Raw genomic sequence first — 26,616 nt, forward strand, 5'->3', positions numbered from 1 at the left:
TTTAAGGTTCATCAGGTGCGGAACTCATCATGGCGCGGACATTTTTGTCCACCAGACGCCGAATAGATTTAAGCAAGCCCATCATAAATCAAAATCGGTGTTGCAAAAACGGGGGTGACCATAGATTTTTATGGGGTAAATATGTCAGAAATACCAATTATTATGACCAACGCGGGAGCACAACCAACCCCTCCGCAAACCTTGCTTGCAAATCTTATCACCAGAGTTTCTGAGAAAGTACCCGGATATACGGCTAACCTGCCAGCTGGATTGATAACAGGTTTAGCCAGTACAGCGGTTGGGGCGCTGGCATTAATAGATCAAGCACGAGTTGATCTTATTAATTCGGTCAGTCCTTACGGTGCAAATATTCCGCTATTGATGCAGCTTGGTAATATATATGGCGCGCAGCGTGGAGAGAGTACAAATACATCTGTTTATGTCGTGTTCTCCGGGCTTCCGGGATTTGCGATCCCCAAAGGGTTCACCGTTTCTGACGGGAACTATCAGTATGTTGTTACTCGTGATACAGCTATTCCAGATAGCGGACAAACGGAGCCTGTTTATTGCTTAGCGACGATTTCAGGATCTTGGGCTGTTCCAGAAGGAACGGTGACACAAGTCATCACTTCCGTACCCAAAGGACAGCCAGTCACCTGTACAAATATTATGGCCGGATTACCGGGGAGGGAAGAACAGTCCTGGGCTTCGTATCGCGCTCAGGTTATGGCATCAGGGATGTTAGGGGTACAGGGCACACCAGATTGCCTGAGAGCATTGCTAAAATCTGTCAGCGGTGTTCAGGATAATCTCATTTCATATCGACAGTCATCACTGGGGAAATGGGTTGTTGTTGTCGGTGGTGGTGATCCCTACGAAGTGGCCTATGCCATCTATAAATCGGTGCCGGATATTTCAGTTTTGACTAATGATGTCAGTAACCCCTCTGGGACATCGGTAGAGAAAAAAACGGTTTCACTGACGGTTTCCCCTGATGTTTACCAAATTCCTTATGTTATTCCGACCTCACAGAACGTTATTGTCATTATTACGTGGAATACCGTATCTGAAAGTTATGTTGATCCGGCGGGAATTTCTCTGGCTGTACAACAGAATGTTGCGGATTATATCAATGCGATAGAAGTCGGTAATCCAATTAATCTACTTCAGATTCAGGATATTTTCAGGGATTCGGTTAAACAGCTTGTTGATGCATCCTTAATATCCATGATCGACGTACAGATAGGAATTAACGGCAATATTGTTTCGCCTACAACAGGTTCGAGTTTGGTCTTCACAACAATAACTTCGCAAATTCAAGTTCAGAAACATGCATTTACTGATTGATAAAATCATTCCTGCTTATCCTTTTATTCAGTACCGAGACGATCCGAATGTTGTCGCATTCTTTGAGGTTTATAACGAGATTGCGCAAGAATATCTGGATTCACTGAATAATCTTGCTTTGCCTTGTTGGACGTCCGAGTCAATAACAGGTTTGTTATTGGATTGGGTCGCTTTAGGAATTTATGGTGCTGAACGGCCATTACTTCAGGTATCGGAAGAGGCTATTGCACGCGGAGTGTATAACACTATTGAATATAATGTGATCCCTTATGCCGTTATGAGAAATTATGTTCCCGGTTCATCTTCGTATGTTCCGGATGATTACTTTAAACGCATCCTGACATGGGATTTTTATAAAGGTGATGGTTCTCATTTTTGTCTCGATTGGCTGAAGAGACGTATTGCGCGATTTATTCATGGTGCTAATGGAATTGACCCACCTTTGCAAAGCACATTTGATGTCAGTGTGACGGTGGCGAACGGAGTTTTTGCAATTGTGATTCCTGACTACAGAAATGGTGTGGGTTATTTCCTTAAGGATGCAATAGATCAGCAGCAGGTCAAACTTCCATTTATTTATAAATATTCGATAACGGTGATTGAAAAATGATTATCGGTTTTGGGAATAATGTCGTTTCCTCGTTAGCATCGGATATTACAGCATCACAAACCCGAATTGCTGTAATGCCAGGAACGGGAAAGATATTTCAAAAATTATTAACAACGGATATATCAAACGATAGTATTTCCCATAATATTTACGCAAAAATAACGCTGACAGACAGTCAGCAATCTGTATATGAAATTTGCCATCTTATCGCTGTATCGCAGGACATATTGACAGTTGTTCGGGGTCAGGAGGGAACCACGGCCAAAGGTTGGTCTTTAAATGATGTGGTAGCAAATTTTGCCACTCGCGGTTCAGAGCAACATTTTATCCAGGTTGAGCAATTACAGGCCGGTGATTACCTTTCGGCAGTGGCCGGTGGCACAGAGAATAATTTGACAATATCGCTTCCATCGACATCTCCTGCAAATGACTGGGTGCTTAGGTCGCCAATTATTGTCTTGCCGACAAAAACCAATACAGGGAAGGCAACTTTAATGGTGACGCTTGCAGGGAGAGTCATGGGAACTTATCCCTTATGTAAGGGGAATAATATTCTGTTGTGGGCTGGTGATATTATAAAAAATGTTCCAATAGTGGTTGTCTTTGCACCAGAACTGTCTTCATTCCTAGTTTTAAACCCCGGTAATGGGGTTGTAGATGAAGGATTATTTCTGAAGAAATCAGCTAATGGCGAGGATATTCTGGATAAACCTCAATTTGCTCATAACATAGGTGTTTACACTCAGACGGAGAGTGATGAACGCTATCATTTACCTGTAGGTATTCAATTACCATGGCCTTCAGATATCCCTCCTGAAGGGTGGACAATTAGTGCCGGTCAATTATTTGATACAACGCGCTATCCCAAGCTGGCGTTAGCCTACCCCTCAGGCCTTCTGCCCGATATGCGCGGACAAACCATCAAGGGTAAACCGGATGGGCGCGATGTTCTGTCAACCGAACAGGACGGGAATAAATCACACACCCATACCGGGAGCGTTTCAGAGACCGATTTGGGGCGGCGTCAGACCAGTACCTTTGATTACGGCACCAAGGGCACCACAACCGGTGGACGACATGTTCATGGTGTGCCACAAGGCCACCGCCACGGCGGCAGTGGTATTTACACATCGGGAGATGATGAGACATCTACTGCGTTTAACTGGCCCCCCTCTCAAGAGGCTGGAGACCATGCCCACTCAACGCATATCGGCCCACACAACCATTTTGTCGATATTGGCCCGCATGGTCATGACATCACCATCCATGCTGAAGGGAACAACGAAACCACCGTGAAAAATACTGCCTTTAACTATATCGTGAGGTGCGCCTGATGACCTTTAAATTTGCCAACCATACCCGAACCCTCAAGGTTTATAACTTCCGCAGCGATACGCAGGAATTTATCGGTGCCGGAGATGCTCATATCCCCCCCCATATGGGACTACCGGCCAACTGCACCACAATTGCGCCACCGGATGCGCCAGAAGGACAGATTGCCGTATTTGATCTCGAGCGTGAGTCATGGTCGCTGGTTGATGACCATCGCGGTCTGCGGGTATACCACACCGACAACGGGCAGGCCATGCTTATCACTGACCTTGGCCCACTGCCCGAAAACTGCACCCAACAGGCCCCCAATAGCTCATTTGACCGTTGGGAAGGTTCACGGTGGGTAAAAGATGAAGAAGCCGAGAAAAAGCACCATCTGACCGAAGCAGAGCAGAAGAAACGGGCTTTGCTCAACGAAGCAAGTGATAAAATTCAGATATTGCAGGACAGTATTGAGCTTGGGCTGGTCACAGAAACCACCAAGGCCGAATTACTGGCGTGGCGCAAATATCGAGTTTTGATTGATCAACTGGATATTTCAAATGTACCAGATATTAACTGGCCAGTTACACCAGTATAATAGGAGCTTAGAACATGAAGAGAGAAATTTCAATTTCATCTATTTCAAAGAAATTATGAGTGGTTTAAAATACCTTAGTGTTACTAATAATATTACAAGGTATTGTTGTTTATGGGTTACATTCAGGTTAGTGTTATTATTCCTGTCTTTAATTCTGAAAAGTATCTCCCTGCATTGTTTGGTTCTCTTCAACAACAAAAGGATGTTTTCTTTGAAGTGATAGCTATCAATGATGGTTCTACTGACTCTAGTTTAGAGTTGCTGAAACATTATGAGTTATTAATACCTAATATGATGGTTATTAACCAGAGGAATATGGGGCTTTCATGTGCAAGGAATGTGGGTATTAAGCAGGCCCAGGGCAAATGGATTATGTTTATGGATAGTGACGATATCCTGATGCCCAATACAATAGTAGCATGGCTTAATTACGCAGAGAATAATCAGTTGGATGTTCTTATTGGTAATGGTTTTAGATTTAATTCTTTTCCAGAAGATATGGGAAAAATACCAATAACATCTTTTCAACCTTATGGTGATATTATTACAGGTAAGCAATGGATTGAATATGCTGTCATTAATAATGAATGGCCTCATTATGTTTGGCTCCAGATGATTAAATTGGATATCTTGAAAACTAAAGGGCTTAGATTTATTGCTGGGCAATTACATGAAGATATATTATGGACTACTCGGCTTGCACTAGTTGCTAAAAGAGTTGGGTTTCATAAAGAACTGCTTTATGGCTACCGTAAAAATAATAATTCAATTATTAATACTTTGTCGCAGGAGGTGATTTTCCGACGCATTGAGTGTTACATTAATATTATTAATGAGTTTGTTATTATTTCCAATGAGTATGAAAGTGAACCAAAGCTATATAAAGCACTATTAAGGCAAGCAAATCGTGAGTCAGGGCATTTTAGAGGTTTGTTGAAAAATGTACTTTTCGATAAAGTCAAACAAAGACAATTCGCTATAAAATTCCTTCAATTAAATATATTTCATCGCTTGTTGGTTGGTGCTTACGGGGTTGGTGATGTATGGAGAGTGGTGAGGTTATATTTAACTTTGTTATATCTTTCATTCCGAAAGTTGTAATGGAAAAACTGTTTTAAAATTAACGATTTTTGAGATAATTTAATTTGGTTTGTAATACATTTTTATGATTCCGCTTAGGTGTTGATAGGCTCCTGCAAATCAGCGCTTCAGCGGTTTTTTCATTTGGAGCTGAACATGTCAGTGAAAATATCTGGTGCGCTAATTGATGGTGCAGGCATCCCTATGTCTGGATGTCAGATTATTTTAAAAGCGCGAGTGAATACCTCAGAAGTAGTGATGCGCACTATTGCAACAATTACCACGGATGGGAATGGGGAGTATTCATTTGATGCACAAGTGGGAAGGTACTGTGTTTATCTACGGCATGGATGGGGTAATGAATATTGTGTCGGTGATATTTCGGTTTATGACGATTCGAAACCTGGCACACTGAATGATTTTTTGATTGCTTTGGACGAAGGCGATTTAAAACCTGATGTTGTTAAACGATTTGAAGAGCTGGTTGCACAGGCACAACAAAGTGCGGATATGGCCGCCGAAAGTGCTCAACAGGTAAGGCAAGATACACTGGCGGCAACAGAAGCTAAAAATGATGCTGAGAGTTACGCTGCTGCTGCGCAAGAAAGCGCGAAAAATGCCGCTGCCGACCAGATGGCGGCAGAAGAAAGTGCCAGGCAATCATTTGCCAGCGGTGAGGGTTCAGCCATTAGTGCGGCTCAGGCTCTCGCATCGGCAAAAGTGGCAGCTGAGAGTGCAATTTCGGCCAGTCAGAACCGAGAGGCGGCGCAGCAACATGAAAGTCATGCCTCTCTATCTGCGGCCAAAGCTGCGGAGAGCGCAGAACAGGCTCTGGTGTGTGCACAATCTGCCGCATCTTCAGAAAATAATGCAGCCACGAGTGCAACAGCAGCAGTAGAAAGTCAGAACGCCGCTGCAGAGAGTGAAAAGCTGGCTACATCAAGCGCACATTCTGCAACACAGTCAGCGCAGAACGCGCAGGAGAGCAAAGAAGGAGCACAACAGGCAGCCGAAATGCACAGAATTACTGTAATAAAGCCGAAGATATAGCGAACAGCCTGACAGATGAAGTACAGACGAAAGCCCCTCTCGACAGCCCCGTATTGACAGGTACTCCCACCGCCCCCACACCCGATATATCCGCGACAGGGGGAGAAGTGGCAACGGCTGAATTTGTCAGACGAGCGGTATCGGCACTGGTTGGTTCTTCTCCCGAAGCACTGGATACACTGAATGAGCTGGCTGAAGCGTTGGGGAATGACCCGAATTTCGCCACCACGATGACAAATACGTTGGCAGGAAAGCAGCCCTTAAGCGCAATTTTGACATCACTGTCCGGCTTAGCGACAGCCGAGAACAAACTCCCCTATTTCAGCAGTAAAAATATGATGGCTCTCGCCAACCTTTCAGCGGTGGGGCGGGTGATTATTGGCCAGAATTCCAAAAATGAGGTGCTTGAATATCTGGGGCTGAAAAAATACGTCGCAGATGCTCTCCGTGCTACCACCGGTAACGCGTGGGGTTCACCAAATGTTGGTGTTCTCATCTTTGCGGCTTACTGCGGTGAGTCAGATGATGATAACAATAGAACGTTGATTAGGGGAAAAGTTATACCTGGTTCACGGTTGAGTATGATCACCCTTTCAGGCTTGTATAGTACAACAGGTACGTACCAATCCACACCGCAACTGTCGGTTGTCACACCGAATAATTATCCGCAAGCAGGTACTTTCGTTGCATTGTCGGGTAATACCATGAATTCAGGTGATAAGACAACTGCCCTGATTGGTTTGTTTATCCGAGTTGCTTGAGGTACGAATGAATATCAAAGAAATTAAAAACGCCCGTTATCTGGAAAGCGGTGCGATCGATTGCGAGGTGTTATTTGAAGAGATGGAGGAATATTTGCCCTATACCGCCACAGAAATAGACACGGCAGAAACCGGCCAAATCATTTGGCAGGCACTGATACAAGGGGAATATGGCGAGATTGCCCCTTTTGAAGTCAGCCCCGCGATGTTACAGGCAGCCAAAGAGCAAAAATGGCAGGAAATCAACATGTGGCGACTGGAACAGGAGGCACAAAGTATCACCTTTGAATATGCTGGTCGGACATGGAGTGCTGACCAACAGTCAATGGCGCGTTTATCTCCTGTGGCCGCTATTGCTAACACAAACTCGCGTGATGTGATGTCGTGGGGTGATGTGAATAATAAATCAGTACCACTGAGTATGGAACAACTCAAGGGACTTAGTGAGGCAATGGCATTGGCCTTGATGGAACATAGTGACAGGATTTATCAGCGACAACGGGAAATGAAGGATGAGGTAGCAGGGCTAACGGATTTGAAAGCTGTACGTGATTTTATTTGTATTCAGTGCACTTGATCCTACCCGTGTAATATGGACACAGCCCTAAGCGAGGTTCTGGTTTTCAAATTGTTCCGGACTGAGTCCGCCACAGGCACTGTGACGGCGCCACCGATTGTAATCACACTCGATATAATTAAACACCGTTGCTCGCATTATTTCCCTGCTGGCAAAGCGCTCTCCGTGGATACATTCCACTTTCAGCGAGTGGAAGAAGCTTTCCGCGCAGGCATTGTCGTAAATGACATTTTCCGGGCGTTTACGTTGCCACAGCGCCATTTGTAGCGCATCGCAGACAAGCCGGAACTGCTGTCGTGGGGTTATCTGATGACGGCGCAGACGCCAGGCATACCAGCCGCTGCGGGCAACCCGAAGTACACGACACATGGCTTTGACGCTAAACTCAGCCCGATGTTTTTCGATAAAGACATACTTCATTTCAGGCGCTTCGCGAAGTATGTCGCGGCCTTTTGGAGAATGGCCAGTTCCTCGTCCCGCTCCGCCAGTTGTCGTTTCAGGCGGGCGATTTCGACAGACATTTCCTGTTCGCGTTCGGAAGATGAATGCTGACTCTGCCGTTTGCTGCGCCAGGCATAGAGTTGTGACTCATACAAACTGAGTTCGCGGGCAGCGGCAGCAACACCAATGCGTTCAGCGAGCTTCAGAGCTTCGTGACGAAATTCAGGTGTGTACTGCTTGTGGGGCTGTTTTTTGATTGATGCTGCTTTTGTCATGTGAGCTACCTCTGGGTTAAGAGTTTACTCACTTAGTTCCATGTCCACTATTGCTGGGTAAGATCACACCATAAAATTCCCATTTATTAGGGCGTAGAGGAGATCAATTGAGATCATTCATTGGTACCCAATCTTAATTATTACATCTTGCGATTGATGTCACGTTTTTATAGCGTTGGTCTTATTATCTGCTGGAAAGACTATGCTGACATACCACGTATTAAAAATGCATAGTTTTACTCATAAATTCGATTCTTATTCTCGCCACTAATACAAGTTATCCTGTCGTTAGTGGCGATTTTATATTGGTTGGCTGTGATTTATTAAAGTAGCCAGAAGGTGAGTTAATGGTGATTAAAAAGTCTTGGCACTTGGCCTCATCTAATTAATTCACTCACTCTATAGTGTTTAGAAAACAAATGTTACAGCTCCTGTTATGTATGAATAATCTTTTCCGGTTTTAAATTCCGAGGATACTTTGTTGAGTGAAAGCGTTAAAGCAACAGGATAATAGCCCACTGTGGCACCGACCCGATATTCATCAACAGTTTTATTCATGGTGATAGTTTCGGTATTAGTTAGAAGTGTCTTGCCTTGTAAAGTATAGTTATGGTCGACTTCACGCCGTTCCATCCCAGCAAAAAATTTGTATATAAGTCCATCTTTTTGGGAGGTATGCATTAACCCACGCCGGTCAAGTAGGCCAAACCCGTTATCTGAGTTAAAGGTTTTATCATTTCCTAGTGCAAATGTTGCACCATAGCCAATGTACTGGAACAGATTACCACTTACCGCAGACAGTTCAGGGTATACACCGATATTTGTGCCCCAGAAATCCATATTTGGGGTGAGGGAAAGCATACCTTTAACAGTGTAGCCGTAGCGGTTCTCGATTTGGTCATCCCATGCTTGATACTTTTCGGCATTAATAAATTGATGGGCTTTGTTTTGGACTTTTTGACCTCCAGCATCAGGTCCTATCACTCCAAAGTCTGTTCCTAAGCGGTAGCGAAACCAATCATTTGCTAAAGAGTTCCATTCAATTCCTGTGTGCAGATATGCACTAAAAGCCCTGTCACCTATTACAGCAGTTGGTAGTCTTTTATTAATACCTGATGGGGAGTAAATATCTTGTGCTATATGAACAGATAGTTGACTTGTATCAGTAATATCTCGACTATAACCTAAGAATAGTCCCTGAGAATAATCATCACGATCTCCATCTGCATGACTATATAGTTTATCTAATGTTGGTTGAAAAATACCTGCATCATCATTTGATAAGGATAACGAAATACTATCAGCTTTGGCTATAGATGATGCGATTATAGCTGAAAGGACTGCTCCATAGTATATATTCTTGTGCATGGTACTATCTCATTTTAACTTAATTGTTTATTTAGGATATGGTGCCATATAATGACGTTGCTCAATGTAAATAAAAAAACTGTAAGTGAGCAATTACTTTGTATTTATTAAGTACGACTTATATCCCAGCTCTGAAGGATGGGGGAATATCAAGGGTAATATGATAACCATTGGGACAAATTTGGGACAGGTAAGTACAGACCACCAACCATATGCCTCCGTAACTTTCCGTGAATTGGGACGTGTGAGCGCCGTATAATGCGATAACTTATTGGTTTAAAATAGAATTCTATGAACTTCTAAGCCGTAGGTCACAGGTTCGAGCCCTGTAGGGCGTACCATCTTTACGTCTCCTGAAGTCTATCTAAGTCCATAAATCCCTTATATAATCAGTATCTCTGGAACTTCCTAGTATCCCTACGCTTATCCGCATCTACTGATTTCTATAGATAGTTGGGGGGTATAAATGGGGGTAAGTCTAGGTTCAATGGAATGAGATACCCCCACAGAAACTAAACGCCCGGCAAGTGGATACCGCAAAGCGAAAAGAGAAAAGAGAAACCTTATAAGCTCTCCGACGGCGGCGGATTATTTTTATTAGTAAACACAAATGGTTCACGTTACTGGCGGTTGAAGTATCGGATTGCTGGAAAAGAAAGCTGCTATCAATAACGGCGGTGTAACTGGCCTGGCATCCGTCAATTCTATCAGCAGCCAGTTAGCTATCTGTGCCTGACTCATCGCGGGGTGGAGACGCGAAATGCGCTCAATCAACTCCCTGATACTGATAAATTCCTGCTGCTTTGCCTTGAGCTTTTCCGCTGGATTTATCATGAGATTACTCCTGTTATCTCTGGTTGGCCCTGCTTTGAATGATACCGAACATAATGGTTCAAAGTGAAAGTAGTAGGGGGATGGTGTTGATTTAGGATGTGAATTGGGATTTATAGGGTTAACAAAAATCTATACCCAGAGTTTTTATCAAGCAATAATAAACGAGCATTTGAGTAATAGAAACGCCCGAGTTAGCGTAATCAGGCGTATTAAATCGGGGGATTTAGATAATAGATTTGGTTGCGGCCAAAACGTGATTATTGTGATTACGCCATGATGGTGTAAAGCCCAACGTCTCCAGATTGCTCAGTTCGACATTATCTGGGTTTCCCCAAACAGAATCAGCAATTTCCAGTAAAGATTTTCTATCACCCTGAAAACTGATTCTTTCGCCGTGTTCGTTAATTTTATAATCCAATGTATGACCATCCACATTTAGAATGGTTAACTGGATGCTGTCATCTTTAGACAGACCAAACAGCCAAAGTACCATCCCGCCCTCAGTCTGATAAGTATCACTTATTACAGCACCGTAGTGGTCAATAATGGCTTTATAGGTGGCAGTAGACACGCCCCCGCCTTGATATTCTTGTGAGACATAAGCTGATTCAACTTGGGGTAAACGCTGGCCTAAATCCACTGGTGGGGTGAGGTCGAAAGTCAAAACATAGCTTGCTATATGCTCAGCTGAAAGTATCTCTTTGATATGAAGATGGGCCATATTGCTACCATCATCTTCAAGTAATGCTTGAAAGAGGTCACCATTCGGGGTTTTAAATTCAGGCAGCCATAAAAAATGGCCGGGAGCTAAATCATTAACTTCCGGCCATTTTAATATTTTATCGTGTTCAGCAATTAAATTGGGTGACATGCAGATAGAGTTCCTTTCTTACTGAAGAACAAATCAACCGCCTTTTGTGAGAAATCGATAGAGGTATCCTGCAAATCATTCCAGAAAAAAGCTTGGTTAACTGGACGAGACTTACCGTTTTTATCAATAACGATTTCAGATACTGGGCGTATTTGTTCATAGGCAGCGGCTTTTTCCCAGCCGGTACGAACGACCATCAATAGGGGACGTTCTTTACGATTCTTCATGCTTCTCACTTCAAAGCCACCCAAAACACCAGGTACGGTAAAACACCCAATACGCTCGGTTCTGTTAGCAATAGTATGTGGCGAATGTGTGATCATATTCAGGCCCCAAACAGTGAGAATTAAGTGGTTATAGTTTAAGCGTAAAGAGGCCGGACGTCCACCCACTTCTACTGATATCTCATGGTGTCAGCACGTTATCTATCTTTGATTCATGGGGAAAATAGTTGTCTGGAAATGATGATTTTGATGGTTGAGTACATGATAAGAATGGCCCGAGGTTCCCGTGATTTGCATGTTTCTTTAGCTGCGCTGAGAGACACAAAATAATTTGGGGGTATATGGAGAATTGAAAGAGGCAAATAAATGCGCCTCAGAAGAGAGGCTAAAAAATTAGCACCACAAACGGAATCCGATATTAGCCGTTACCGGTGAAACCATTATTTAAGCTAATTCTATTAATGGCGACTGTATTGATTTTGATAAACTCATGGGCAATAGCCAGTTTAATGTATGGTTTGATCGCCATTTATTCGGGGTATAAGAGGCCGCCAATATTGCCCCTAATTTACCTTGCATACTATCCGCCTTAGCTATATTCGTTGATTTACTTAACTTTATCACTCTAAAAGTAATGTAGAGTTTATGGAACAAGTATTCGGAACAAAACGCTATTCACATTGATACCTCATACCGTGAACATAGGTGAAATTTCTGAATACAGGTAGGTAAAAATGGAAAAGCTATTTACACCACTTAAAGTCGGTAATATTACTCTGAATAATCGCGTCGTTATGGCACCTATGACTCGTTCGAGAGCCAGAAAAGGTGATATTGCAGATGAGTTGACGGCAGAGTATTACGCACAACGGGCATCTGCCCTGAGGGATCCCCACAAAATCACCATTAATAAACTAGCACCATATTTCGGTAGGCTCTGGCAAGGTGATTAAGTGCACTATTCAGTGCTATTCGTCGCAATATTAGCGGAGAGTGTCTTAAGACATTCTCTGCTAACGTCAGATAAGATATGACCCGCCTCGACTTCACACTGTTAGCCTGATACCTCACATGTAATCCTTTATTTTCAAAATGATACCCCATTAACCACATCACAATTGTACTTAACGTTGCTAACAGGCTCAGGACCTGCATTCGCTCCGTTGTTCTGCTGCGGCTTGCACGCAAACCAAATCCAAAGCGCTCACTTTTTTCATCACGGAAATTTTGCTCTATTTGCATTCTTCTGCTGTATATTTTCATGACTTCACGGGGCCTGAAGTCGTCGCTACTGGTAAACAGTAGCCAGGGTGTTTTGGCTGATGAGCGGCCGTCACGCTCTTGTTTGTAGCGTTTTATCCTGCCACGGGAACGTCTGTTTTTTCTACCTTTAGGGGCTTTCTTATAAAGATAAAAATGGCCTTCGCAGCGGGCATATTGAGTACGTGACAACGTACCCGGCCCCAAATATTCGGGCTGGCTTCTGGCCTGAAGTTCCTGTGGTTTGTACCAGATATCACCCTCCCGATGCAGTCGAAGTCGTGTATATCCCCTTATTCTTCCGACAAAATCCCAGCCTAATGATTTTATATGTTTGAACCAGGCATTTTGGAAACCTGCATCGGTAACAATAATAACTCTGGCATCGGGATTAACGGCTCGGGCAAGTGCATTTAAAAATGTTTTATGAATTTGTTCGCTCTGCTGTTCAGCCGACGGAACAATCTGACTTAACAAAGGAATGGAGCGGCCATCACAAATTAAACTGGCCCGGAGAATGTGGTATTCATGCGAGTGATATCCACTCCAGTCAACAGCAACCACGCACAGAGATAATTTCCGGGTCAGCATAGCTATAATATTATTGAAAATCAGTGGAATATCACGATGAAGAGACTCATTTCCCAGCAAACGGTCCACGCGTTTAATTTTGTTTTTAACCTGAGCCTGACCCGGTAAGAAACGGCCGATACTGGTTAGAGTGAGTGAAGCTCCATTGATTAAAGCAACAGTGGCATCCATCAGGGCGCTTTGCCGGTATTTATGAAATGGTGCTAAGGCATTCTGGAAAAAATTTTGGCATACTTTACGAACAAGCATAGCGGTAATCTCATTGAATTGGTGGAGCAATCAGTAGATCACATCACGCTATGCCTGTCTTGTTTTCTGGGGATTCTTCAGGGCATCTGCCGGATTAATTGTTACTGAAGGCGCTCAAATTTCAGTGCAGGGGCAGGGCTACCTTTTTACTCCTGGCATTTACAGTCAGGAGCAAGTAAAGGGATGGTCGTTAACGACTCAGGCTGTGCATGAAAAAGGCGGAAAAATCTTCCTGCAATTGTGGCATGTCGGTCGCATTTCCCATACCAGTCTACAAAATAACGGTGTTGCTCCGGTCAGCAGCGTCGCAGTAAAAGCCGAGAGCAGTCACTGTTATGCACTGGATCAAAACGGTAACCCAGGTCAGGTACCCGTTTCAATACCACAAGCTCTGACGATTGATGGTATCAAAGCCATTATCAATGATTATGTTATGGCAGCGGAGAATGCGATTGAAGCGGGTTTTGATGGCGTCGAAATTCATGCTGCAAATGGTTATCTGTTGGAACAATTTATTAATGGTGGACTGAATACCCGCAATGATGAATATGGTGGTGAAAGCCATAGCAATCGTATTCGCTTCACTCTTGAAGTGACCGATGCTGTATCAAAAGCGATCGGAAGTGATAAAACGGGCATCCGGTTGGCTCCTTTTGGTCGTCTTTTCGATATGCACGCTTTTGAAGGTGAGGAGCAGACATGGCTACAACTTGCTGATGAACTAAACACTCGCTCGCTGGCGTATGTGCATCTCAGTGATCAGCAAACCCTGGGTCAGCAAGCTATTCCCGATGGATTCATTCAAAAATTCAGAGCCGTATATCAGGGTATTTTGATTATTGCCGGAGGGTTTGATAAACAGCGGGCAGAGAAGTACCTACAGGATGGATGCGCTGATCTGATTGGTTTCGGGCGGCCCTACATTTCCAATCCTGATTTGGTGGAAAGAATGAAAAATGACTGGCCGTTAACTGAACCTGATCGTGCTACGTTCTATGGTGGCACAGAAGTTGGTTATACAGATTATCCGTTCTACTCAGCACAATTGGATAATCAATAAAATCAGTCGAGTAATCCCGCATCAGCGGCTCTGACCAATTCATCCACCACATAACGGATTTTGGGCAGTAACTGACGATTTTTCGGCCATAACGCGCTAGCGGGCATTTCACCACCGGAATGTCCGATAAGAACTTCTTTTAATCCCCCACTTTGCAAGTATTTACCAACTAGCCAGAGCGGTAACTGACATAGACCACATCCCGCCAGCGTGGCGGCCAGCATCGCATCACCATCAGCAAATTCATGTGTTGGCGTTGGGGTATAGCGGTGGATTTGTCCGGTATTGTCTTTTAGTAACCAGGATATCGGCTGGTTGCGTCGAAAACCGACCACACACTTATGCTGGCTCAACTCTTCTGGTTGGACGGGTTCTGCATTATGCAATAGGTACTCCGGTGAGGCGCAAATTACCAGCTTTTGAGTTGTCAATCTGCGGGCAACCAGACCACTGCTATCAGCCAGTTCACCGATACGTATAACCAGATCAATACCTTCTTCAATAGGATCAACAAATCGCTCACTGAATGTCACTGTCAATGTCAACTCGGGATACTGGCGGGTAATATCAAGCAGGATAGGCAAGACACGCTGTCTGCCAAATGCAGCCGGCAAATCTACCCGTAAGCGCCCGGCGGGGTGGGTAATATGGGCGGTCAATTCTGCTTCAGCAAGCTCCAGAATATCTATTGCACTTTGACAACTGGCAAGAAACTTTTCACCATCAGGTGTGAGGCTAAGCCTGCGTGTTGACCGTTGAAAAAGCTTCAGCCCCAATCGGTCTTCCAGACGACTTACACTCTTTCCCACCGCTGATTTTGTTAGCCCGAGCCGTTCCGCAGCCGCAGTGAAACTGCCGTGTTGAGCCGTTGTGACAAAAGCAGTAATACCGCCGAGATGATCTGTTTTTCTCATATTTACACTGGTCTGTTCAGGTTGTTGAAAGTATTTTTCGAAATGAAATACTGACCCCATATCATCAGAAAATATAACGATAGCGTGCTTTGGGGTATCTGATTGTAGAATTTATGTCTATAAAGATGATAGTAAAACCATATTTATCGCCTCAATGGAATCAATCATAGTATGCACCAGAATTAATGTTTCGCCTTGGGGCGACAACACTCACTCTGGATACTGGAGATAACCATGACCGAAGTTAAAGGCTTTAAACACGTAGGTTTGCTGACAAAGAAAAAAGATCAGAGCTTTGACGATTTTGTCGAACACTGGAAGGAGATACACACGGCTATCACCCTTAAATTACCCGGTCTTCGTGCTTACGTGTTGAATCCAATCGACCGGCGTGTATATCCAGACTCACCTATTGATGGTTTTTCAGAATTATGGTTCGACTCGCTTGAAGATGCCGTTGCTGCGTTTGATTCCCCGATAGGAAAAGCTGCATTTATCGACGTACCTAATTTTGTCGATACAGTGGTAGTCACTTATGTCACTGAAATTAAAAAGCTGTGAAGTGATTATTCATAAATAAGATGTTGAATGGGATGGCGTGAAAAAACGGCCGCCTACATATTCTGAATAAAACATCAGTTTCTGAATAAAATATCAGCGACACCTTACTGGCGTCGCTGATTGTGATTTAAGACATTATACCGAGCGGGTTAACAGTATCAGACATCGAGTTTACGACCGGTTAGCCATTCCACCATAGCAGGGTCACGGTGAGAGAAGAAGGCGCTGGTTGCCGTATCCAGAGCAGTGATTTGTAGCATTTCCTCATGGCTAAGCTCGAAGTCCAGCACGTTGATATTTTCGGCCATCCGCTCTTTTCGCACCGATTTTGCCAGTGAGACAATGCCGCGCTGGAAGATCCAGCGCAAGACAACCTGTCCCACGCTTTTACCGTATTTTTCGCCGATTGCAGTTAATACCGGATGTTGGAACAGACCGTTTCTCCCTTCAGCAAAAGGTGCCCAGGCTTCCGGTTGAATACCGCGGCTTTGCATCCAGGGCACGGCATGCAGTTGCTGATTGAATGGGTTCACTTCAATTTGGTTTACTGCTGGAACTATCTTGTTAAATGCCATGAGGTCTGCCAGGCGATCTGGTTGAAAGTTGCTGACACCAATGGCACGGATTTTACCCGCCAGGTGCAATTCTTCCATCGCACGCCATGCTCCATGCACGTCGCCATAGGGCTGGTGAATCAGGTACAAATCAACATAATCCAGCTGCAGGCGATTCAGTGAACGTTCAAACTGCGCTTTCGCCCCTTCATAATGAGCACCTTGCAACCACAATTTTGTGGTGATAAACAGTTCATCGCGCGCGATGCCACTTTGCCTAATAGCATTCCCTACCTGCGTTTCGTTCTGGTAGGAAGCCGCTGTATCAATCAGGCGGTAACCTGTCTCAATAGCATCGACCACGGCGCGCTCACATTCTGTTGCGTCCGTCATCTGGAAGACCCCAAAGCCCAGCAGGGGCATATCAATCCCATTGTTCAGTTTTACTGTTTGCATGACGTTATCCTTGAGTATTGTGCTTGAACTAAGCATACCGCAGAGTTTTTCATCTGATTATAGGCCGCCATTCGATAGGCTTAATGAGCAGGATTCATTAATTAGCAAATGTATCCTGCTTTTTTGGACGTTACTGTAAATCTTTTTCTTTCAGAAACTGACTGACCTGATCGGCAATCTCGACATTATTCAGATCAGAAAAAGGAAAGTGCGTGTTGCCCTTAATACCCAGCTCTGGCAAATGGATGACCGTGACATCGCCACCGTGTTTATTCACCACGTCACGCCATTCGCGTGCCATTGCCAGACGTACTCGCCAGCTGTCCTGTGCGGGTAAAACTGTCGGTTTATCCGGAATATTATCGCCGTAAAAAATTACAATAGGAATTTTGGTGAGTGCCATAAATTGATCTAACGGCACCGGCTCGCCTTTCAGGGTATCGAACGCGCTTGGCATCGGTGCAGGTAATTCATTGTCCGGGAAGACAAAACTACTGCCCGGTTCAAAAGCAACGATGGCTTTCACCTTGCTGTTTTTCATCGCGGTGTACCAGCCTGGCCCACCGCCTTGAGAATGGGTGAATAAAATAGCCGGGCCGGTTTTGTCCACCACCGCTGACATGGCATCAGCAATAACGTTGATATCAAAAGGCCCGGTGTTGGGCGTCATCTGACGGAAATACTGATTCAGCGCCTGTTTATCGTGAGAGAACTGAACGCCGTTAAAATAGTCCGGCCAGATACCGACACGGAACTGATTGAACCACATCTGTTCATCCGGTTTTGGGGTGACCGTTCCTTCAACCATCGTGCGTCCTGCATTACCCCGACGTGGTTGATCAACCAGATAGGTCGAAAACCCCCGACGCAGGAATATATTCTGAAACCCTTCGCGGCCATCAGGAGTGCTTTCCCAGGTGCGGGAAGACTGCCCAGCGCCATGAAGCATGATTAAAGGATATTTATGTGGGTTCTCTGGGATTTGATAAAAAACAGAAGCGTGATCGCCGTGATAAGTTTGGCCAGCAGGATCCAACGGTTTTTTTGCATCAAATGTTCCGGGAGCTGTCGCTATTGCTCCACCAGCAGAAAAGCTTCCTTGTGCCTGAATAACCAAAGGCTCTGCATAAACAGATTGCACTGTCAGCCCTCCAGCCATCATGCAGAACACCAGTGTTTTTAACAGCATCTTCAAGGTGACTTCCTCTATGTTGGTTGTGATTCAATATGATCTGTGTTGTTCAGCTTGATGAGTTAGCCACGAACAGTCTCAAATCAATTAAGTCATTGTTTACTTTGCAGTAGCTAACGCTTGTTGCAGTGCCTTTTCAACCCGAGTTGCGGCATCGCCTTCACCCTGTTCACGCAATATCTGTGCAAGCTGGCGCAACTGTTCTGCTGTTAGCCCGACACGCAGACTGGCTCGCGTATGTGACAGTAGTTGTGCTTCCACACTCGGAGTGGCGGCTAGTGCCCCGACCGTCGCCAGCTCGCGGCTTTGCCAGTCCAGATTGTCACGGGCAAAAATGTCGCCAAATAAATGTGTTTGCAGGAATTGATTAATCACTGGGGCAAATTCAAAAACCGGGCCTTGTACCGGCGCGCCCGATATTTTGGTCTGATTAGCCGTCCCCACACGACGGAGTTCATCACCGACCGGAATCGGGCTAACCGGTTCTTTACCTTGAGCATCGTTAATGCCGCGTTGCTTGCGTTCATTAACAACCTTCATTAATTCATTCAATGCATTAAGACTGCGAGGAAAACCGGTATAAGCATAAAGCTGAACAAGGATCTCTTTGGCTTCATTCACCGTCAGCCCAGCATCCAGCCCCCGATTAAGTGCCGCATTGAGTTTTTCCATCTGGCTGCTGGCCATATAAGATGCAATCAAAGGTATAGCTTGTTGGCGCGCGGATAGCGTGTCGGAAATGGTTTGTTGCTGATTCATTTCTGATGCTCCTGTCGTTACGGATGCGGCATGTGCTGTCAGACTCACGCTGAAAACCAGTAAAGCCGCGGCGGTGAGAACTTTAATCTGCGTGGTATTGTTCATCGGTCACTTTCTCCATCCAATTAACACTCTTTCCATCAATGATCCCGGTCACTGCCAGATGTGTCATCGCGCTGTCAGGTGAGGCGCCATGCCAGTGTTTAACCCCTGCCGGGCACGATACCGCGTCCTGGTCGGATTATTTGCACTGGCTGACCTTCCGCCTGAGTCAAGCCAACGCCGGAAGTTACGATAAGCCGCTGTCCGGCGGGGTGGGTGTGCCAGGCAGAGCGGGCGCTTGGCTCGAATGTGACGTAAGCCGCGGAAACGGCCATGTCTTTATCCGCAGTAAAGAGGGGGGCGACACGTACACGGCCGGTAAAGTTTTCCTCTGCACCAAAAATGGCTTGCTGGCTTCCGGCGGGAGCAATATGTGCTGAGCTGCTTTGGGCCAACGTGACAGTAGAGAAGGTGATAAGAGGGACTAATAGCCCGAGATAGCCGATTTTTCCGATCATGCAATGCGTCCTTTTAGTTAAAAAAGCTCATGCTTTGTCGGTTTGATTCTAACCGGAGTCAAATGTCTTCAGGCTGACGGTTGCCTGACAATGTTGTCAGTTGACGCCGAAAATGTATTTTCAAGTTCTTTTGCCGAGAGCTGGTTTTGTTCCGCGCAGAGTTCGTCGTCGGTAGATAGCGCAAACGTCAGCCCAAAGGTATTGATACCGTTCTCGCTACGGGCAAACACATCACCGCGATGCATAATCGCGACTGCGCGTACAATCGACAGCCCAAGGCCGTGGTGAGTGTCACTTTGGGTTCGTGAAGAATCTACCCGATAAAATCGCTCAAACAGGCGATGTAAATGTGTCGGTGCAATAGGGTCACCTGGGTTTGATACTGCAACCCTGGCCTGATTGCCACTTTTGCTTAACTGCACGGTAATGGTACTTTCAGGTGGTGAATGCCTTGCGCTGTTTTCCAGTAGGTTGGCAAGTGATCGGTGAAACAAACGCCGGTCAATATGGGCAATCACGTCACCTTCGACTTTCAGGGAAAGCTGTTTCTCAGCGAAGGAGGGTTCAACATATTCCGCCGTTTTAAGTGTTTCTTCGCGCAGTGAGATACGTGTTAACTGGGCGGCATGATCACCTGCGTGAGCGTGTGACAAGAATAGCATATCGTTAACGATGGACGTCATCCGCTCCAGTTCTTCCAGATTTGAACCCAGCAGCTCCTCAAGTTCCTCCGGCGAACGCCGACGTGACAGGCCCAGTTGTGTTTGACCTAGCAGATTGGTGAGGGGGGTGCGTAATTCATGGGCCACATCGGCGTTAAAGCTCTCAAGCTGCCGCCAGGCGATTTCCTGCCGCTCAAGCACACCATTAAATGATATCGCCAACTGCTGAAGCTCTTGCGGTAATGTGCTGGCATCCAGTCGTTGGCCGTGATCTCCCGGTGCCAGATGTTGTGCCTGATGGCTAAGTGCGCCTACCGGACGCAGACCGATTCTGGATACGGCATAGCCTAGCAGTGCAACAATAAGTACACCCAACGCGGTAATGATCAGTAATGTGCGAGTGAATGCATCCAGCGTGCCCATGTAAGGTGTGGAATCGATAGCCACGACATAGCGCAGTGCCGGCCTTTCTCCATTGGCTGGAATGGTTTTTACTAGCAGAAACAACGAACAAACTCCCTCGGACGTGCCGGGTATCTTGTTAAATCCCTCTTGCAGCGATGACCAGTTAACGCCAGCTGGTGGAGGACCTCCCACGCTAAAACGGGGATTGTCACTGACAATCCAATAGCGCACCCGTTCCCCCTCTGAACTGGCCAAAACGGTGAATTTGTTCGCCAGTGTTGACCAGCCCTCAGCCGAGGTACGCGCAATGATCCACGGGCTCATCAATGATTCGCGAAAAAGCAGCTCGTTATGCATCTGCTTTTGCAATGAATCGTGCAGCGAACTTCGCAGCAAAATACCGATAGCCGAGACAATCAGTAAGGCGGATAAAGCAAACATCAACGCCATATGCACGGAGATGGAACGCCTGAACATATGTTTCTCCCTCACTTAATTTAGTGTGTCGGGTCTGACTTCAAGAACATAGCCCATACCGCGCACGGTATGCAGTAACTTGACCTCAAATGGCGCATCAATCTTGGCGCGCAGACGTTTAATCGCAACCTCAACCACGTTGGCATCGCTGTCGAAATTCATATCCCAGACTTGCTCGGCGATCATCATTTTTGACAGGATTTCCCCCTGGTGACGCGCCAGCAGACTGAGCAAGGAAAACTCTTTCGCGGTCAGTTCCAGCCGGGTTCCAGTTCGAAACACGCGGCGAGCCAGCAGATCCAGATGTAGGTCATGAATCTGTAGTTGCGTGATATCTGCGCCATCCGTCGAGCGGCGACGCACTAGCGCTTGAATGCGGGCTACCAACTCAATGAGTGAGAAGGGTTTAGGCAGATAATCATCGGCACCAAGACGCAGGCCTTTGACGCGCTCATCCACCGAGCCTCGAGCTGAAAGCACCAACACCGGCGTTTGTTTACTGGCGCGAATACCCTCCAGCACCCGATAGCCATCCATGCCGGGCAACATGACATCAAGGATTATGGCATCGTAATCATATTCCAGCGCATAATGCAGCCCCTCTGCACCATCAGCAGATATATCCACGCTAAAGCCCGATTCCCCTAACGCCCGACTTAAATAGGACGAGGTTTTTTCTTCATCTTCCACTAATAACAGTCGCATCCACCGTCTCCTCTGTTGCTTGTCTGCTATACGCGGCCACGCTGATGTTAACCCACTAATGCCAACATCTTGCTGACAACTTCCTGTCATTTCTGTCAGTTTCGCGAATCTGGTTAACTGACAAAATTGTTATTCGCCAGTCATGATGTTGTCAGCCCGTCTCTTTAAGCTAAACCAGCAATACCCACGATACGTGCCCTACGCGTTGGGCCATAACTTATTTCGGAAGATGACCATGAAACTCAACTTGTTAAATGCAATGCTGCTTACGGCAATGGCAGCTATTACTTCAGTTCATGCCGCTGATTACAAACAGAATCCGTTTACTTTGGTGTATGACGGTGCCATTACCGAGAACATCGATGGCAAGGTTAATATTCACCCGGTGAAATATGATCTTCATGGCATTCAAATTGCTGCGAATGTCTACACGCCCGCTAATTATGATCCGGCAAAAAAATATCCTGCGGTGGTAGTTGCCCACCCTAATGGTGGTGTTAAAGAGCAGGTTGCCGGATTGTATGCTCAGCGTTTGGCAGAGCACGGGTACATCACTATCACCGCCGATGCTGCCTATCAGGGAGCCAGTGGCGGCATGCCGCGCAATGTAGATAAACCCGCCAATCGCATTGAAGATATTCACGGCATGGCTGACTACATTAGCCAGTATCCAGGTGTTGATACCACACACATTGGCCTGCTGGGTATCTGTGGCGGCGGTGGGTATTCACTGAAAGCGGCCCAGACCGACAAACGGTTTAAAGCACTGGCGACGCTGAGTATGTTTGACTCCGGACTAGTACGCCGCAACGGGTATCAGGATTCCCAGCTTTCCACTATTCAGGAGCGGCTGAAGCAAGCCTCGGATGCGCGTACAAAAGAGGTCGCCACCGGTGAAATTACCTATACCGGCGATGCTCAATTAACCGATGAGCAAATTGCCAAACTGCCCTTTGATCTCTATCGCCAGGGCTTTGAGTATTACGGCAAAACCCACGCGCACCCAAATTCAACCTTCCGCTATACCCTGAGTAGTCTGCTTGATTTGATGAGCTTTGATGCACAAAGCAATATGGATCTCATCAATCAGCCGCTGTTAATGATAGCGGGTACGAAAGCAGATTCGCGCTATATGACCGAAAGTGCGTTCAAAAAAGCGACAGGTACGCAGAATAAAGAGCTGTTCCTGATTGATGGCGCGACGCATATCGAAACCTACTGGGTACCCCGTTATGTTGAGCAGGCAATGAGCAAGATAGATAATTTCTTTGATAAAAATATCTAATCGCCCGTTTTTGTTGCTCTGGTGGTCAGCGCCATCACAGTGCTGGCCACTGTAACAAAAGGGCTATCCCGACTCACTGTGTCTGAAAGGGCTATGTTCTACGGTGGCTATACAGATTATCCGAACCATTTAGTACAAATAGATAATCAATAAAATCAGTCCAGTAATCCCGTTTCAGCCGCCCTGACTAGCTCATCCACCACATAACGGATTTGGGGCAGTAATTGACGATTTTTCGGCTATAACGCGCTGATGGGCATTTCACCACCGGAATGTCCGGCAAGAACTTCCTTTAATTCCCCACTTAGGTCATTGACTAATGACAAGGCAGGACAGGTGTTAGCCACTTTATAATTACTGCCGTTTATCTTCTTACTGGTGTGAAAGCATGACTTATCAACTCAATCTTAATTGGCCTGAATTCTTAGAGAAATATTGGCAAAAACAACCTGTGGTATTAAAAAATGCTTTCCCGAACTTTGTCGATCCCATTACGCCAGATGAGTTGGCTGGGCTGGCAATGGAAGCTGAGGTAGATAGCCGTTTAGTTAGTCATGTTAATGGCCAATGGCAGGCAAGTAACGGGCCATTTGAGCATTTTGATAATCTGGGTGAAACCAACTGGTCATTACTGGCCCAAGCGGTTAACCACTGGCATGCTCCATCTGCTGAGTTAGTTCGTCCATTTCGCGTACTACCTGACTGGCGCTTAGACGATCTAATGATCTCTTTTTCTGTCCCTGGCGGTGGGGTTGGACCGCATATCGATCAGTACGATGTCTTTATTATCCAGGGTATGGGTAGCCGACGTTGGCGGGTGGGCGATAAACTGCCACTGAAACAGTTTTGCCCACATCCAGCCCTGCTGCATGTTGAGCCATTCACACCGATTATTGATGAAGATTTAGCTCCAGGCGATATTTTATATATCCCACCGGGCTTCCCGCATGATGGGTTTACCCATGAAACTGCATTCAACTATTCAGTAGGCTTTCGCGGGCCAAATGGCAGGGATTTAATCAGTAGTTTTGCTGATTATGCGCTAGAAAATGATCTTGGCGGTGAGCACTACAGTGATCCTGATTTAACCTGTCGGGAACATCCAGGCCGGGTTGAAGATTATGAACTCGACCGCCTGCGCGGGATGATGATCGATATGATTAATCAACCGGAAGATTTTAAACAATGGTTTGGACGCTTCGCCACGACACCGCGTCATGAACTGGATATTGCTCCAGCGGAGCCACCTTATGAGCCAACTGAGATTGTCGATGCTCTGATGGATGGTGAAGTCTTGGCACGCCTGAGTGGGCTACGGGTTTTACAAGTAGGAAACAGCTTCTTTATCAACAGTGAACGACTAGAAACGGTGGATCCTAAAGCCGCTGACGCACTGTGCCGTTACACGATGATTGGTAAAAAGGAGCTGGGCGAGGCATTACATAATCCAGCGTTTGTCGCTGAATTAACGGATTTGATTAATCAGGGTTATTGGTACTTCGACGAGTAATTATGCAGTTAACAGCGGCTTTTGAATTTATATAGATGATACAACTCGAAAGCCGCTGTTAGGTATTAAATATTCACATAAATGGGATGATAATTATCCAACACTATGTTTTATATTGTTTTTTACAGCTTCATGCTGTTCTGAAATGTACAGCTGTCAATAAAATATTACAGGTGACTTTTTATCGGATAATAATTTTACAAATAAAAAACAAAAGATATATATATTCAAATTATTAATAATATAGATATATCATAGGGATGCTTAGTAAACATTCCTTTTTTCTGACATTTTGTTATATGTTTTTTATTATAAACTAACCTTTTAAATCTATTTATTATTAAATAATAACCAATGGATATTTGTTTTAATTAAATATGAATAATATTGCAATTATTGACATCTATTACTCTTTACCTATATTAAAAGTGATTTCTATAAATCAGCAGAGGATGATATGTCATTTTTAAATGATGTCAGTGTCGTGTGGATAAAAAAAGACAAGCCGGTCTCTATCAATGAAATATATGATGTTGCTGTAAATAAAAAAGAGGTTGTTCTGGATAAAGAACTATTAAAGTGGCTTCAATATGGTCGCAGTTTATTAGAAAAAAAACTGGATAAAAATGAAATTATTTATGGGGTAAACACCGGTTTTGGTGGTAATGCGAATATGGTTGTCCCAGCGGAGACCATTGCAGAACATCAAAATAACTTGTTGCGATTCCTCTCTGCTGGCACTGGCCCGTCTCTTCCACCTGAACATGTAAGAGCGGCGCAATTTCTGGTATTAATCGCGGTATGTCGGGGTTGGTCTTCAATTTGTCCAGAAACAGTAGAAATGCTGGCAGAGCATCTTAACAAAGGGTTAATTCCTTTGGTTCCCCGATATGGTTCGGTCGGGGCGAGTGGTGACCTCATTCCTTTAACCTATATTGCTAAGGCACTGTGTGGGAAAGGAAAAGTTTGGTATGATAATAGCGAACTGACAGCCGCAGAAGCTATAGAAAAAGCTGGATTACATCCCATTAGCCTTCAAGCAAAAGAGGGGCTGGCATTAATCAATGGCACTCGAATTATGACTGGGATTAGTGCTATTGCAGTTGTTAGGTTGGAGCAAACACTTAAAGCTGGGATTGCTGGAATAACTATGGCAATTGAAGCCTTACAGGCCTCCGATGAACATTTTGATCCCCGTATTCAAGAAATAAAAAATCATCCTGGGCAAAAAGCTATTGCAGCGACATTGCGTAAACTGTTGAAAGGAACTCGTCAGGAAAGTCTGCTTCATAAATTAAAGCAACAACCTAATCTCTGTTCTAATAAGGGTACTGCAACAAGATTAGATTCGACGGTTCAGGAAGTTTATTCTATACGCTGTGCGCCACAAATATTAGGAATTATTCCTGAGTCATTGGCTTACACCAAAACGATTATTGAACGTGAGGCTTATTCTGCCAATGATAATCCTTTAATCGATCCCAATACAGGTGACGTCTTAAATGGTGGTAATTTTATGGGCCACTATATTGCAAGGACAATGGATGCATTAAAGCTAGATATCGCCTTGCTCGCAAATCATCTGCATTCGATAGTTGCCCTAATGATGGATGAGCGTTTTTCCCATGGGTTGGCTAATTCGCTTAGCCCGGTACCGGGGATATATCAAGGAATGAAAGGAATACAGCTCTCACAAACTGCTTTGGTTGCCGCTATCCGTCGAGAATGTTCCCCTTCCGGAATACATACAATGCCAACTGAGCAATACAATCAAGATATTGTTAGCCTGGGAACGCATGCGGCACAAGATGTTGCTGAAATGGAAATAAAACTACGCGATGTCGTCTCAATGACATTGATTACCGCAGCTCAAGCGTTGGCGCTTAGAGATAATTTGCAGATTATTGCACCTGAAGTAGCGGCATTTTATCACGCCGTTCGTCGGTTCTCTCCTTCCCTCGATAAAGATCGCCCTTTAGATGAAGATATTGCTCGCCTGTCACAAGCAATTATCACCAATGGACTACCACTACCGGACATTATTTTGGATTAATACCTTCATCTCT

At 45.2% G+C, this 26,616-nt stretch carries 23 protein-coding genes and 7 pseudogenes; 15 read left to right on the forward strand and 15 right to left on the reverse strand.

Going from position 1 to position 26,616, the window contains the following annotated elements; all coding sequences use genetic code 11:
* Positions 1-141 precede the first annotated feature (141 nt).
* The 8 genes from FGL26_RS00200 (at position 142) to FGL26_RS00235 (ending at position 7,337) form a co-directional block, all read left to right on the forward strand.
* Entirely contained in the window at positions 142-1,347 is a 1,206-nt protein-coding gene (locus FGL26_RS00200; protein WP_071530591.1) for a baseplate J/gp47 family protein, read from the forward strand.
* Positions 1,331-1,957 (forward strand): hypothetical protein, encoded by a 627-nt coding sequence (locus FGL26_RS00205; RefSeq protein WP_005167804.1) that lies wholly within the window; start codon positions 1,331-1,333, stop codon positions 1,955-1,957. Before FGL26_RS00200 ends, FGL26_RS00205 begins: the two co-directional genes overlap by 17 nt.
* Positions 1,954-3,291, forward strand: a complete 1,338-nt coding sequence (locus FGL26_RS00210) for a phage tail protein (RefSeq protein WP_005167806.1) — start codon at positions 1,954-1,956, stop codon at positions 3,289-3,291. The genes FGL26_RS00205 and FGL26_RS00210 overlap by 4 nt, the downstream gene beginning before the upstream one ends.
* A complete protein-coding gene (locus FGL26_RS00215) occupies positions 3,291-3,869 on the forward strand; it encodes a tail fiber assembly protein (protein WP_005167808.1) in 579 nt (192 codons plus the stop codon). Before FGL26_RS00210 ends, FGL26_RS00215 begins: the two co-directional genes overlap by 1 nt.
* Positions 3,870-3,980: 111 nt before the next feature.
* Entirely contained in the window at positions 3,981-4,970 is a 990-nt protein-coding gene (locus tag FGL26_RS00220) for a glycosyltransferase (RefSeq protein ID WP_005167810.1), read from the forward strand.
* Between the two features lie 135 nt (positions 4,971-5,105).
* Complete coding sequence (locus FGL26_RS21580; RefSeq protein WP_005167812.1) at positions 5,106-5,999, forward strand: prophage tail fiber N-terminal domain-containing protein; 894 nt, start codon at positions 5,106-5,108, stop codon at positions 5,997-5,999.
* Between the two features lie 107 nt (positions 6,000-6,106).
* Positions 6,107-6,760, forward strand: a complete 654-nt coding sequence (locus FGL26_RS21885) for a hypothetical protein (protein WP_005167814.1) — start codon at positions 6,107-6,109, stop codon at positions 6,758-6,760.
* Positions 6,761-6,767: 7 nt separating this feature from the next.
* Positions 6,768-7,337: a DUF4376 domain-containing protein gene (locus tag FGL26_RS00235; RefSeq protein ID WP_005167816.1), complete on the forward strand. Its 570-nt coding sequence runs from the start codon at positions 6,768-6,770 to the stop codon at positions 7,335-7,337.
* 27 nt (positions 7,338-7,364) lie between these two features.
* On the opposite strand, the pseudogene FGL26_RS00240 reads toward FGL26_RS00235, so the two are convergent.
* Both FGL26_RS00240 and FGL26_RS00245 read right to left on the reverse strand, forming a co-directional pair.
* Positions 7,365-8,053 (reverse strand): annotated as a pseudogene (locus FGL26_RS00240) (IS3 family transposase).
* A gap of 408 nt (positions 8,054-8,461) precedes the next feature.
* Positions 8,462-9,421 carry a lipid A deacylase LpxR family protein gene (locus FGL26_RS00245; protein WP_005167824.1) on the reverse strand — a complete coding sequence of 320 codons (960 nt, stop codon included), beginning with the start codon at positions 9,419-9,421 and terminating at the stop codon, positions 8,462-8,464.
* 531 nt (positions 9,422-9,952) lie between these two features.
* On the opposite strand from FGL26_RS00245, the pseudogene FGL26_RS21805 reads away from it, so the two are divergent.
* A pseudogene (locus tag FGL26_RS21805) lies at positions 9,953-10,078 on the forward strand (Arm DNA-binding domain-containing protein); the annotation flags it as partial.
* On the opposite strand, the gene FGL26_RS21375 reads toward FGL26_RS21805, so the two are convergent.
* From FGL26_RS21375 to FGL26_RS21810, 4 genes and pseudogenes are all read right to left on the reverse strand, one after another.
* Positions 10,037-10,255: a hypothetical protein gene (locus FGL26_RS21375; RefSeq protein ID WP_005167826.1), complete on the reverse strand. Its 219-nt coding sequence runs from the start codon at positions 10,253-10,255 to the stop codon at positions 10,037-10,039. The pseudogene FGL26_RS21805 and the gene FGL26_RS21375 sit on opposite strands and share 42 nt — an antisense overlap.
* A 223-nt stretch (positions 10,256-10,478) precedes the next feature.
* A complete protein-coding gene (locus FGL26_RS00255; protein WP_227745811.1) occupies positions 10,479-10,976 on the reverse strand; it encodes a hypothetical protein in 498 nt (165 codons plus the stop codon).
* A gap of 134 nt (positions 10,977-11,110) precedes the next feature.
* A complete protein-coding gene (locus FGL26_RS00260; protein ID WP_005158316.1) occupies positions 11,111-11,449 on the reverse strand; it encodes a hypothetical protein in 339 nt (112 codons plus the stop codon).
* Between the two features lie 325 nt (positions 11,450-11,774).
* Positions 11,775-11,947, reverse strand: a pseudogene (locus FGL26_RS21810) (autotransporter outer membrane beta-barrel domain-containing protein); the annotation flags it as partial.
* A 137-nt stretch (positions 11,948-12,084) separates the two neighbouring features.
* Here FGL26_RS21810 and FGL26_RS00270 point away from each other — a divergent pair.
* Positions 12,085-12,231 (forward strand): annotated as a pseudogene (locus FGL26_RS00270) (oxidoreductase); the annotation flags it as partial.
* A gap of 25 nt (positions 12,232-12,256) precedes the next feature.
* Here the strand turns inward: FGL26_RS00270 and FGL26_RS00275 are convergent.
* Positions 12,257-13,450, reverse strand: a complete 1,194-nt coding sequence (locus tag FGL26_RS00275; RefSeq protein WP_011816240.1) for an IS4 family transposase — start codon at positions 13,448-13,450, stop codon at positions 12,257-12,259.
* A gap of 79 nt (positions 13,451-13,529) precedes the next feature.
* Here FGL26_RS00275 and FGL26_RS00280 point away from each other — a divergent pair.
* A pseudogene (locus tag FGL26_RS00280) lies at positions 13,530-14,510 on the forward strand (alkene reductase); the annotation flags it as partial.
* Positions 14,511-14,512: 2 nt separating this feature from the next.
* On the opposite strand, the gene FGL26_RS00285 reads toward FGL26_RS00280, so the two are convergent.
* The gene (locus FGL26_RS00285) at positions 14,513-15,424 is read right to left on the reverse strand and encodes a LysR family transcriptional regulator (RefSeq protein WP_032912941.1); all 912 of its coding nucleotides are present in this window, start codon (positions 15,422-15,424) and stop codon (positions 14,513-14,515) included.
* Between the two features lie 234 nt (positions 15,425-15,658).
* Here FGL26_RS00285 and FGL26_RS00290 point away from each other — a divergent pair, with 234 nt between their 5' ends.
* Entirely contained in the window at positions 15,659-15,985 is a 327-nt protein-coding gene (locus tag FGL26_RS00290) for an EthD family reductase (RefSeq protein WP_032912639.1), read from the forward strand.
* 158 nt (positions 15,986-16,143) lie between these two features.
* On the opposite strand, the gene FGL26_RS00295 is transcribed toward FGL26_RS00290, so the two are convergent.
* The 6 genes and pseudogenes from FGL26_RS00295 to FGL26_RS00320 all read right to left on the reverse strand — a co-directional run bounded on the left by FGL26_RS00295 (position 16,144) and on the right by FGL26_RS00320 (position 21,755).
* Positions 16,144-16,995 (reverse strand): aldo/keto reductase, encoded by an 852-nt coding sequence (locus FGL26_RS00295; protein WP_005167842.1) that lies wholly within the window; start codon positions 16,993-16,995, stop codon positions 16,144-16,146.
* Positions 16,996-17,125: 130 nt separating this feature from the next.
* Positions 17,126-18,190 carry an alpha/beta hydrolase gene (locus FGL26_RS00300; protein ID WP_032902559.1) on the reverse strand — a complete coding sequence of 355 codons (1,065 nt, stop codon included), beginning with the start codon at positions 18,188-18,190 and terminating at the stop codon, positions 17,126-17,128.
* A 96-nt stretch (positions 18,191-18,286) separates the two neighbouring features.
* Positions 18,287-19,051, reverse strand: a complete 765-nt coding sequence (locus tag FGL26_RS00305; protein ID WP_032912641.1) for a carboxymuconolactone decarboxylase family protein — start codon at positions 19,049-19,051, stop codon at positions 18,287-18,289.
* A pseudogene (locus FGL26_RS00310) lies at positions 19,029-19,506 on the reverse strand ((R)-mandelonitrile lyase). Before FGL26_RS00310 ends, FGL26_RS00305 begins: the two are co-directional and overlap by 23 nt.
* A 68-nt stretch (positions 19,507-19,574) precedes the next feature.
* Positions 19,575-21,050, reverse strand: coding sequence for a heavy metal sensor histidine kinase (locus tag FGL26_RS00315; RefSeq protein ID WP_005167851.1), 1,476 nt, complete (start codon positions 21,048-21,050; stop codon positions 19,575-19,577).
* 15 nt (positions 21,051-21,065) lie between these two features.
* A complete protein-coding gene (locus tag FGL26_RS00320) occupies positions 21,066-21,755 on the reverse strand; it encodes a heavy metal response regulator transcription factor (RefSeq protein ID WP_005167853.1) in 690 nt (229 codons plus the stop codon).
* Positions 21,756-22,014: 259 nt separating this feature from the next.
* On the opposite strand from FGL26_RS00320, the gene FGL26_RS00325 reads away from it, so the two are divergent.
* Entirely contained in the window at positions 22,015-23,040 is a 1,026-nt protein-coding gene (locus FGL26_RS00325; protein WP_227746668.1) for an alpha/beta hydrolase, read from the forward strand.
* A gap of 155 nt (positions 23,041-23,195) precedes the next feature.
* Here FGL26_RS00325 and FGL26_RS21815 read toward each other — a convergent pair.
* A pseudogene (locus FGL26_RS21815) lies at positions 23,196-23,342 on the reverse strand (LysR family transcriptional regulator); the annotation flags it as partial.
* Positions 23,343-23,428: 86 nt separating this feature from the next.
* Here FGL26_RS21815 and FGL26_RS00335 point away from each other — a divergent pair.
* Complete coding sequence (locus FGL26_RS00335; protein ID WP_011816845.1) at positions 23,429-24,550, forward strand: ribosomal protein uL16 3-hydroxylase; 1,122 nt, start codon at positions 23,429-23,431, stop codon at positions 24,548-24,550.
* Between the two features lie 457 nt (positions 24,551-25,007).
* Complete coding sequence (locus FGL26_RS00340) at positions 25,008-26,603, forward strand: HAL/PAL/TAL family ammonia-lyase (protein ID WP_005167859.1); 1,596 nt, start codon at positions 25,008-25,010, stop codon at positions 26,601-26,603.
* Positions 26,604-26,616: the final 13 nt, after the last annotated feature.

This window comes from Yersinia enterocolitica subsp. enterocolitica (assembly GCF_901472495.1).
Classification (GTDB): Bacteria; Pseudomonadota; Gammaproteobacteria; order Enterobacterales; family Enterobacteriaceae; genus Yersinia; species Yersinia enterocolitica.

What these genes read in the sequence shown, in the direction of transcription:
- FGL26_RS00255 (WP_227745811.1), bottom strand. Translation starts at nt 10,976, where the DNA reads ATGGCCCATCTTCATATCAAAGAGATACTTTCAGCTGAGCATATAGCA.
- FGL26_RS00325 (WP_227746668.1), top strand. Translation starts at nt 22,015, where the DNA reads ATGCTGCTTACGGCAATGGCAGCTATTACTTCAGTTCATGCCGCTGAT.
- FGL26_RS00235 (WP_005167816.1), top strand. Translation starts at nt 6,768, where the DNA reads ATGAATATCAAAGAAATTAAAAACGCCCGTTATCTGGAAAGCGGTGCG.
- FGL26_RS00315 (WP_005167851.1), bottom strand. Translation starts at nt 21,050, where the DNA reads ATGTTCAGGCGTTCCATCTCCGTGCATATGGCGTTGATGTTTGCTTTA.
- FGL26_RS21375 (WP_005167826.1), bottom strand. Translation starts at nt 10,255, where the DNA reads ATGATAAATCCAGCGGAAAAGCTCAAGGCAAAGCAGCAGGAATTTATC.
- FGL26_RS00335 (WP_011816845.1), top strand. Translation starts at nt 23,429, where the DNA reads ATGACTTATCAACTCAATCTTAATTGGCCTGAATTCTTAGAGAAATAT.
- FGL26_RS00290 (WP_032912639.1), top strand. Translation starts at nt 15,659, where the DNA reads ATGACCGAAGTTAAAGGCTTTAAACACGTAGGTTTGCTGACAAAGAAA.
- FGL26_RS00200 (WP_071530591.1), top strand. Translation starts at nt 142, where the DNA reads ATGTCAGAAATACCAATTATTATGACCAACGCGGGAGCACAACCAACC.
- FGL26_RS00210 (WP_005167806.1), top strand. Translation starts at nt 1,954, where the DNA reads ATGATTATCGGTTTTGGGAATAATGTCGTTTCCTCGTTAGCATCGGAT.
- FGL26_RS00305 (WP_032912641.1), bottom strand. Translation starts at nt 19,051, where the DNA reads ATGAACAATACCACGCAGATTAAAGTTCTCACCGCCGCGGCTTTACTG.
- FGL26_RS00275 (WP_011816240.1), bottom strand. Translation starts at nt 13,450, where the DNA reads ATGCTTGTTCGTAAAGTATGCCAAAATTTTTTCCAGAATGCCTTAGCA.
- FGL26_RS00215 (WP_005167808.1), top strand. Translation starts at nt 3,291, where the DNA reads ATGACCTTTAAATTTGCCAACCATACCCGAACCCTCAAGGTTTATAAC.
- FGL26_RS00260 (WP_005158316.1), bottom strand. Translation starts at nt 11,449, where the DNA reads ATGATCACACATTCGCCACATACTATTGCTAACAGAACCGAGCGTATT.
- FGL26_RS00245 (WP_005167824.1), bottom strand. Translation starts at nt 9,421, where the DNA reads ATGCACAAGAATATATACTATGGAGCAGTCCTTTCAGCTATAATCGCA.
- FGL26_RS00220 (WP_005167810.1), top strand. Translation starts at nt 3,981, where the DNA reads ATGGGTTACATTCAGGTTAGTGTTATTATTCCTGTCTTTAATTCTGAA.
- FGL26_RS00205 (WP_005167804.1), top strand. Translation starts at nt 1,331, where the DNA reads ATGCATTTACTGATTGATAAAATCATTCCTGCTTATCCTTTTATTCAG.
- FGL26_RS00340 (WP_005167859.1), top strand. Translation starts at nt 25,008, where the DNA reads ATGTCATTTTTAAATGATGTCAGTGTCGTGTGGATAAAAAAAGACAAG.
- FGL26_RS00285 (WP_032912941.1), bottom strand. Translation starts at nt 15,424, where the DNA reads ATGAGAAAAACAGATCATCTCGGCGGTATTACTGCTTTTGTCACAACG.
- FGL26_RS00320 (WP_005167853.1), bottom strand. Translation starts at nt 21,755, where the DNA reads ATGCGACTGTTATTAGTGGAAGATGAAGAAAAAACCTCGTCCTATTTA.
- FGL26_RS00295 (WP_005167842.1), bottom strand. Translation starts at nt 16,995, where the DNA reads ATGCAAACAGTAAAACTGAACAATGGGATTGATATGCCCCTGCTGGGC.
- FGL26_RS21580 (WP_005167812.1), top strand. Translation starts at nt 5,106, where the DNA reads ATGTCAGTGAAAATATCTGGTGCGCTAATTGATGGTGCAGGCATCCCT.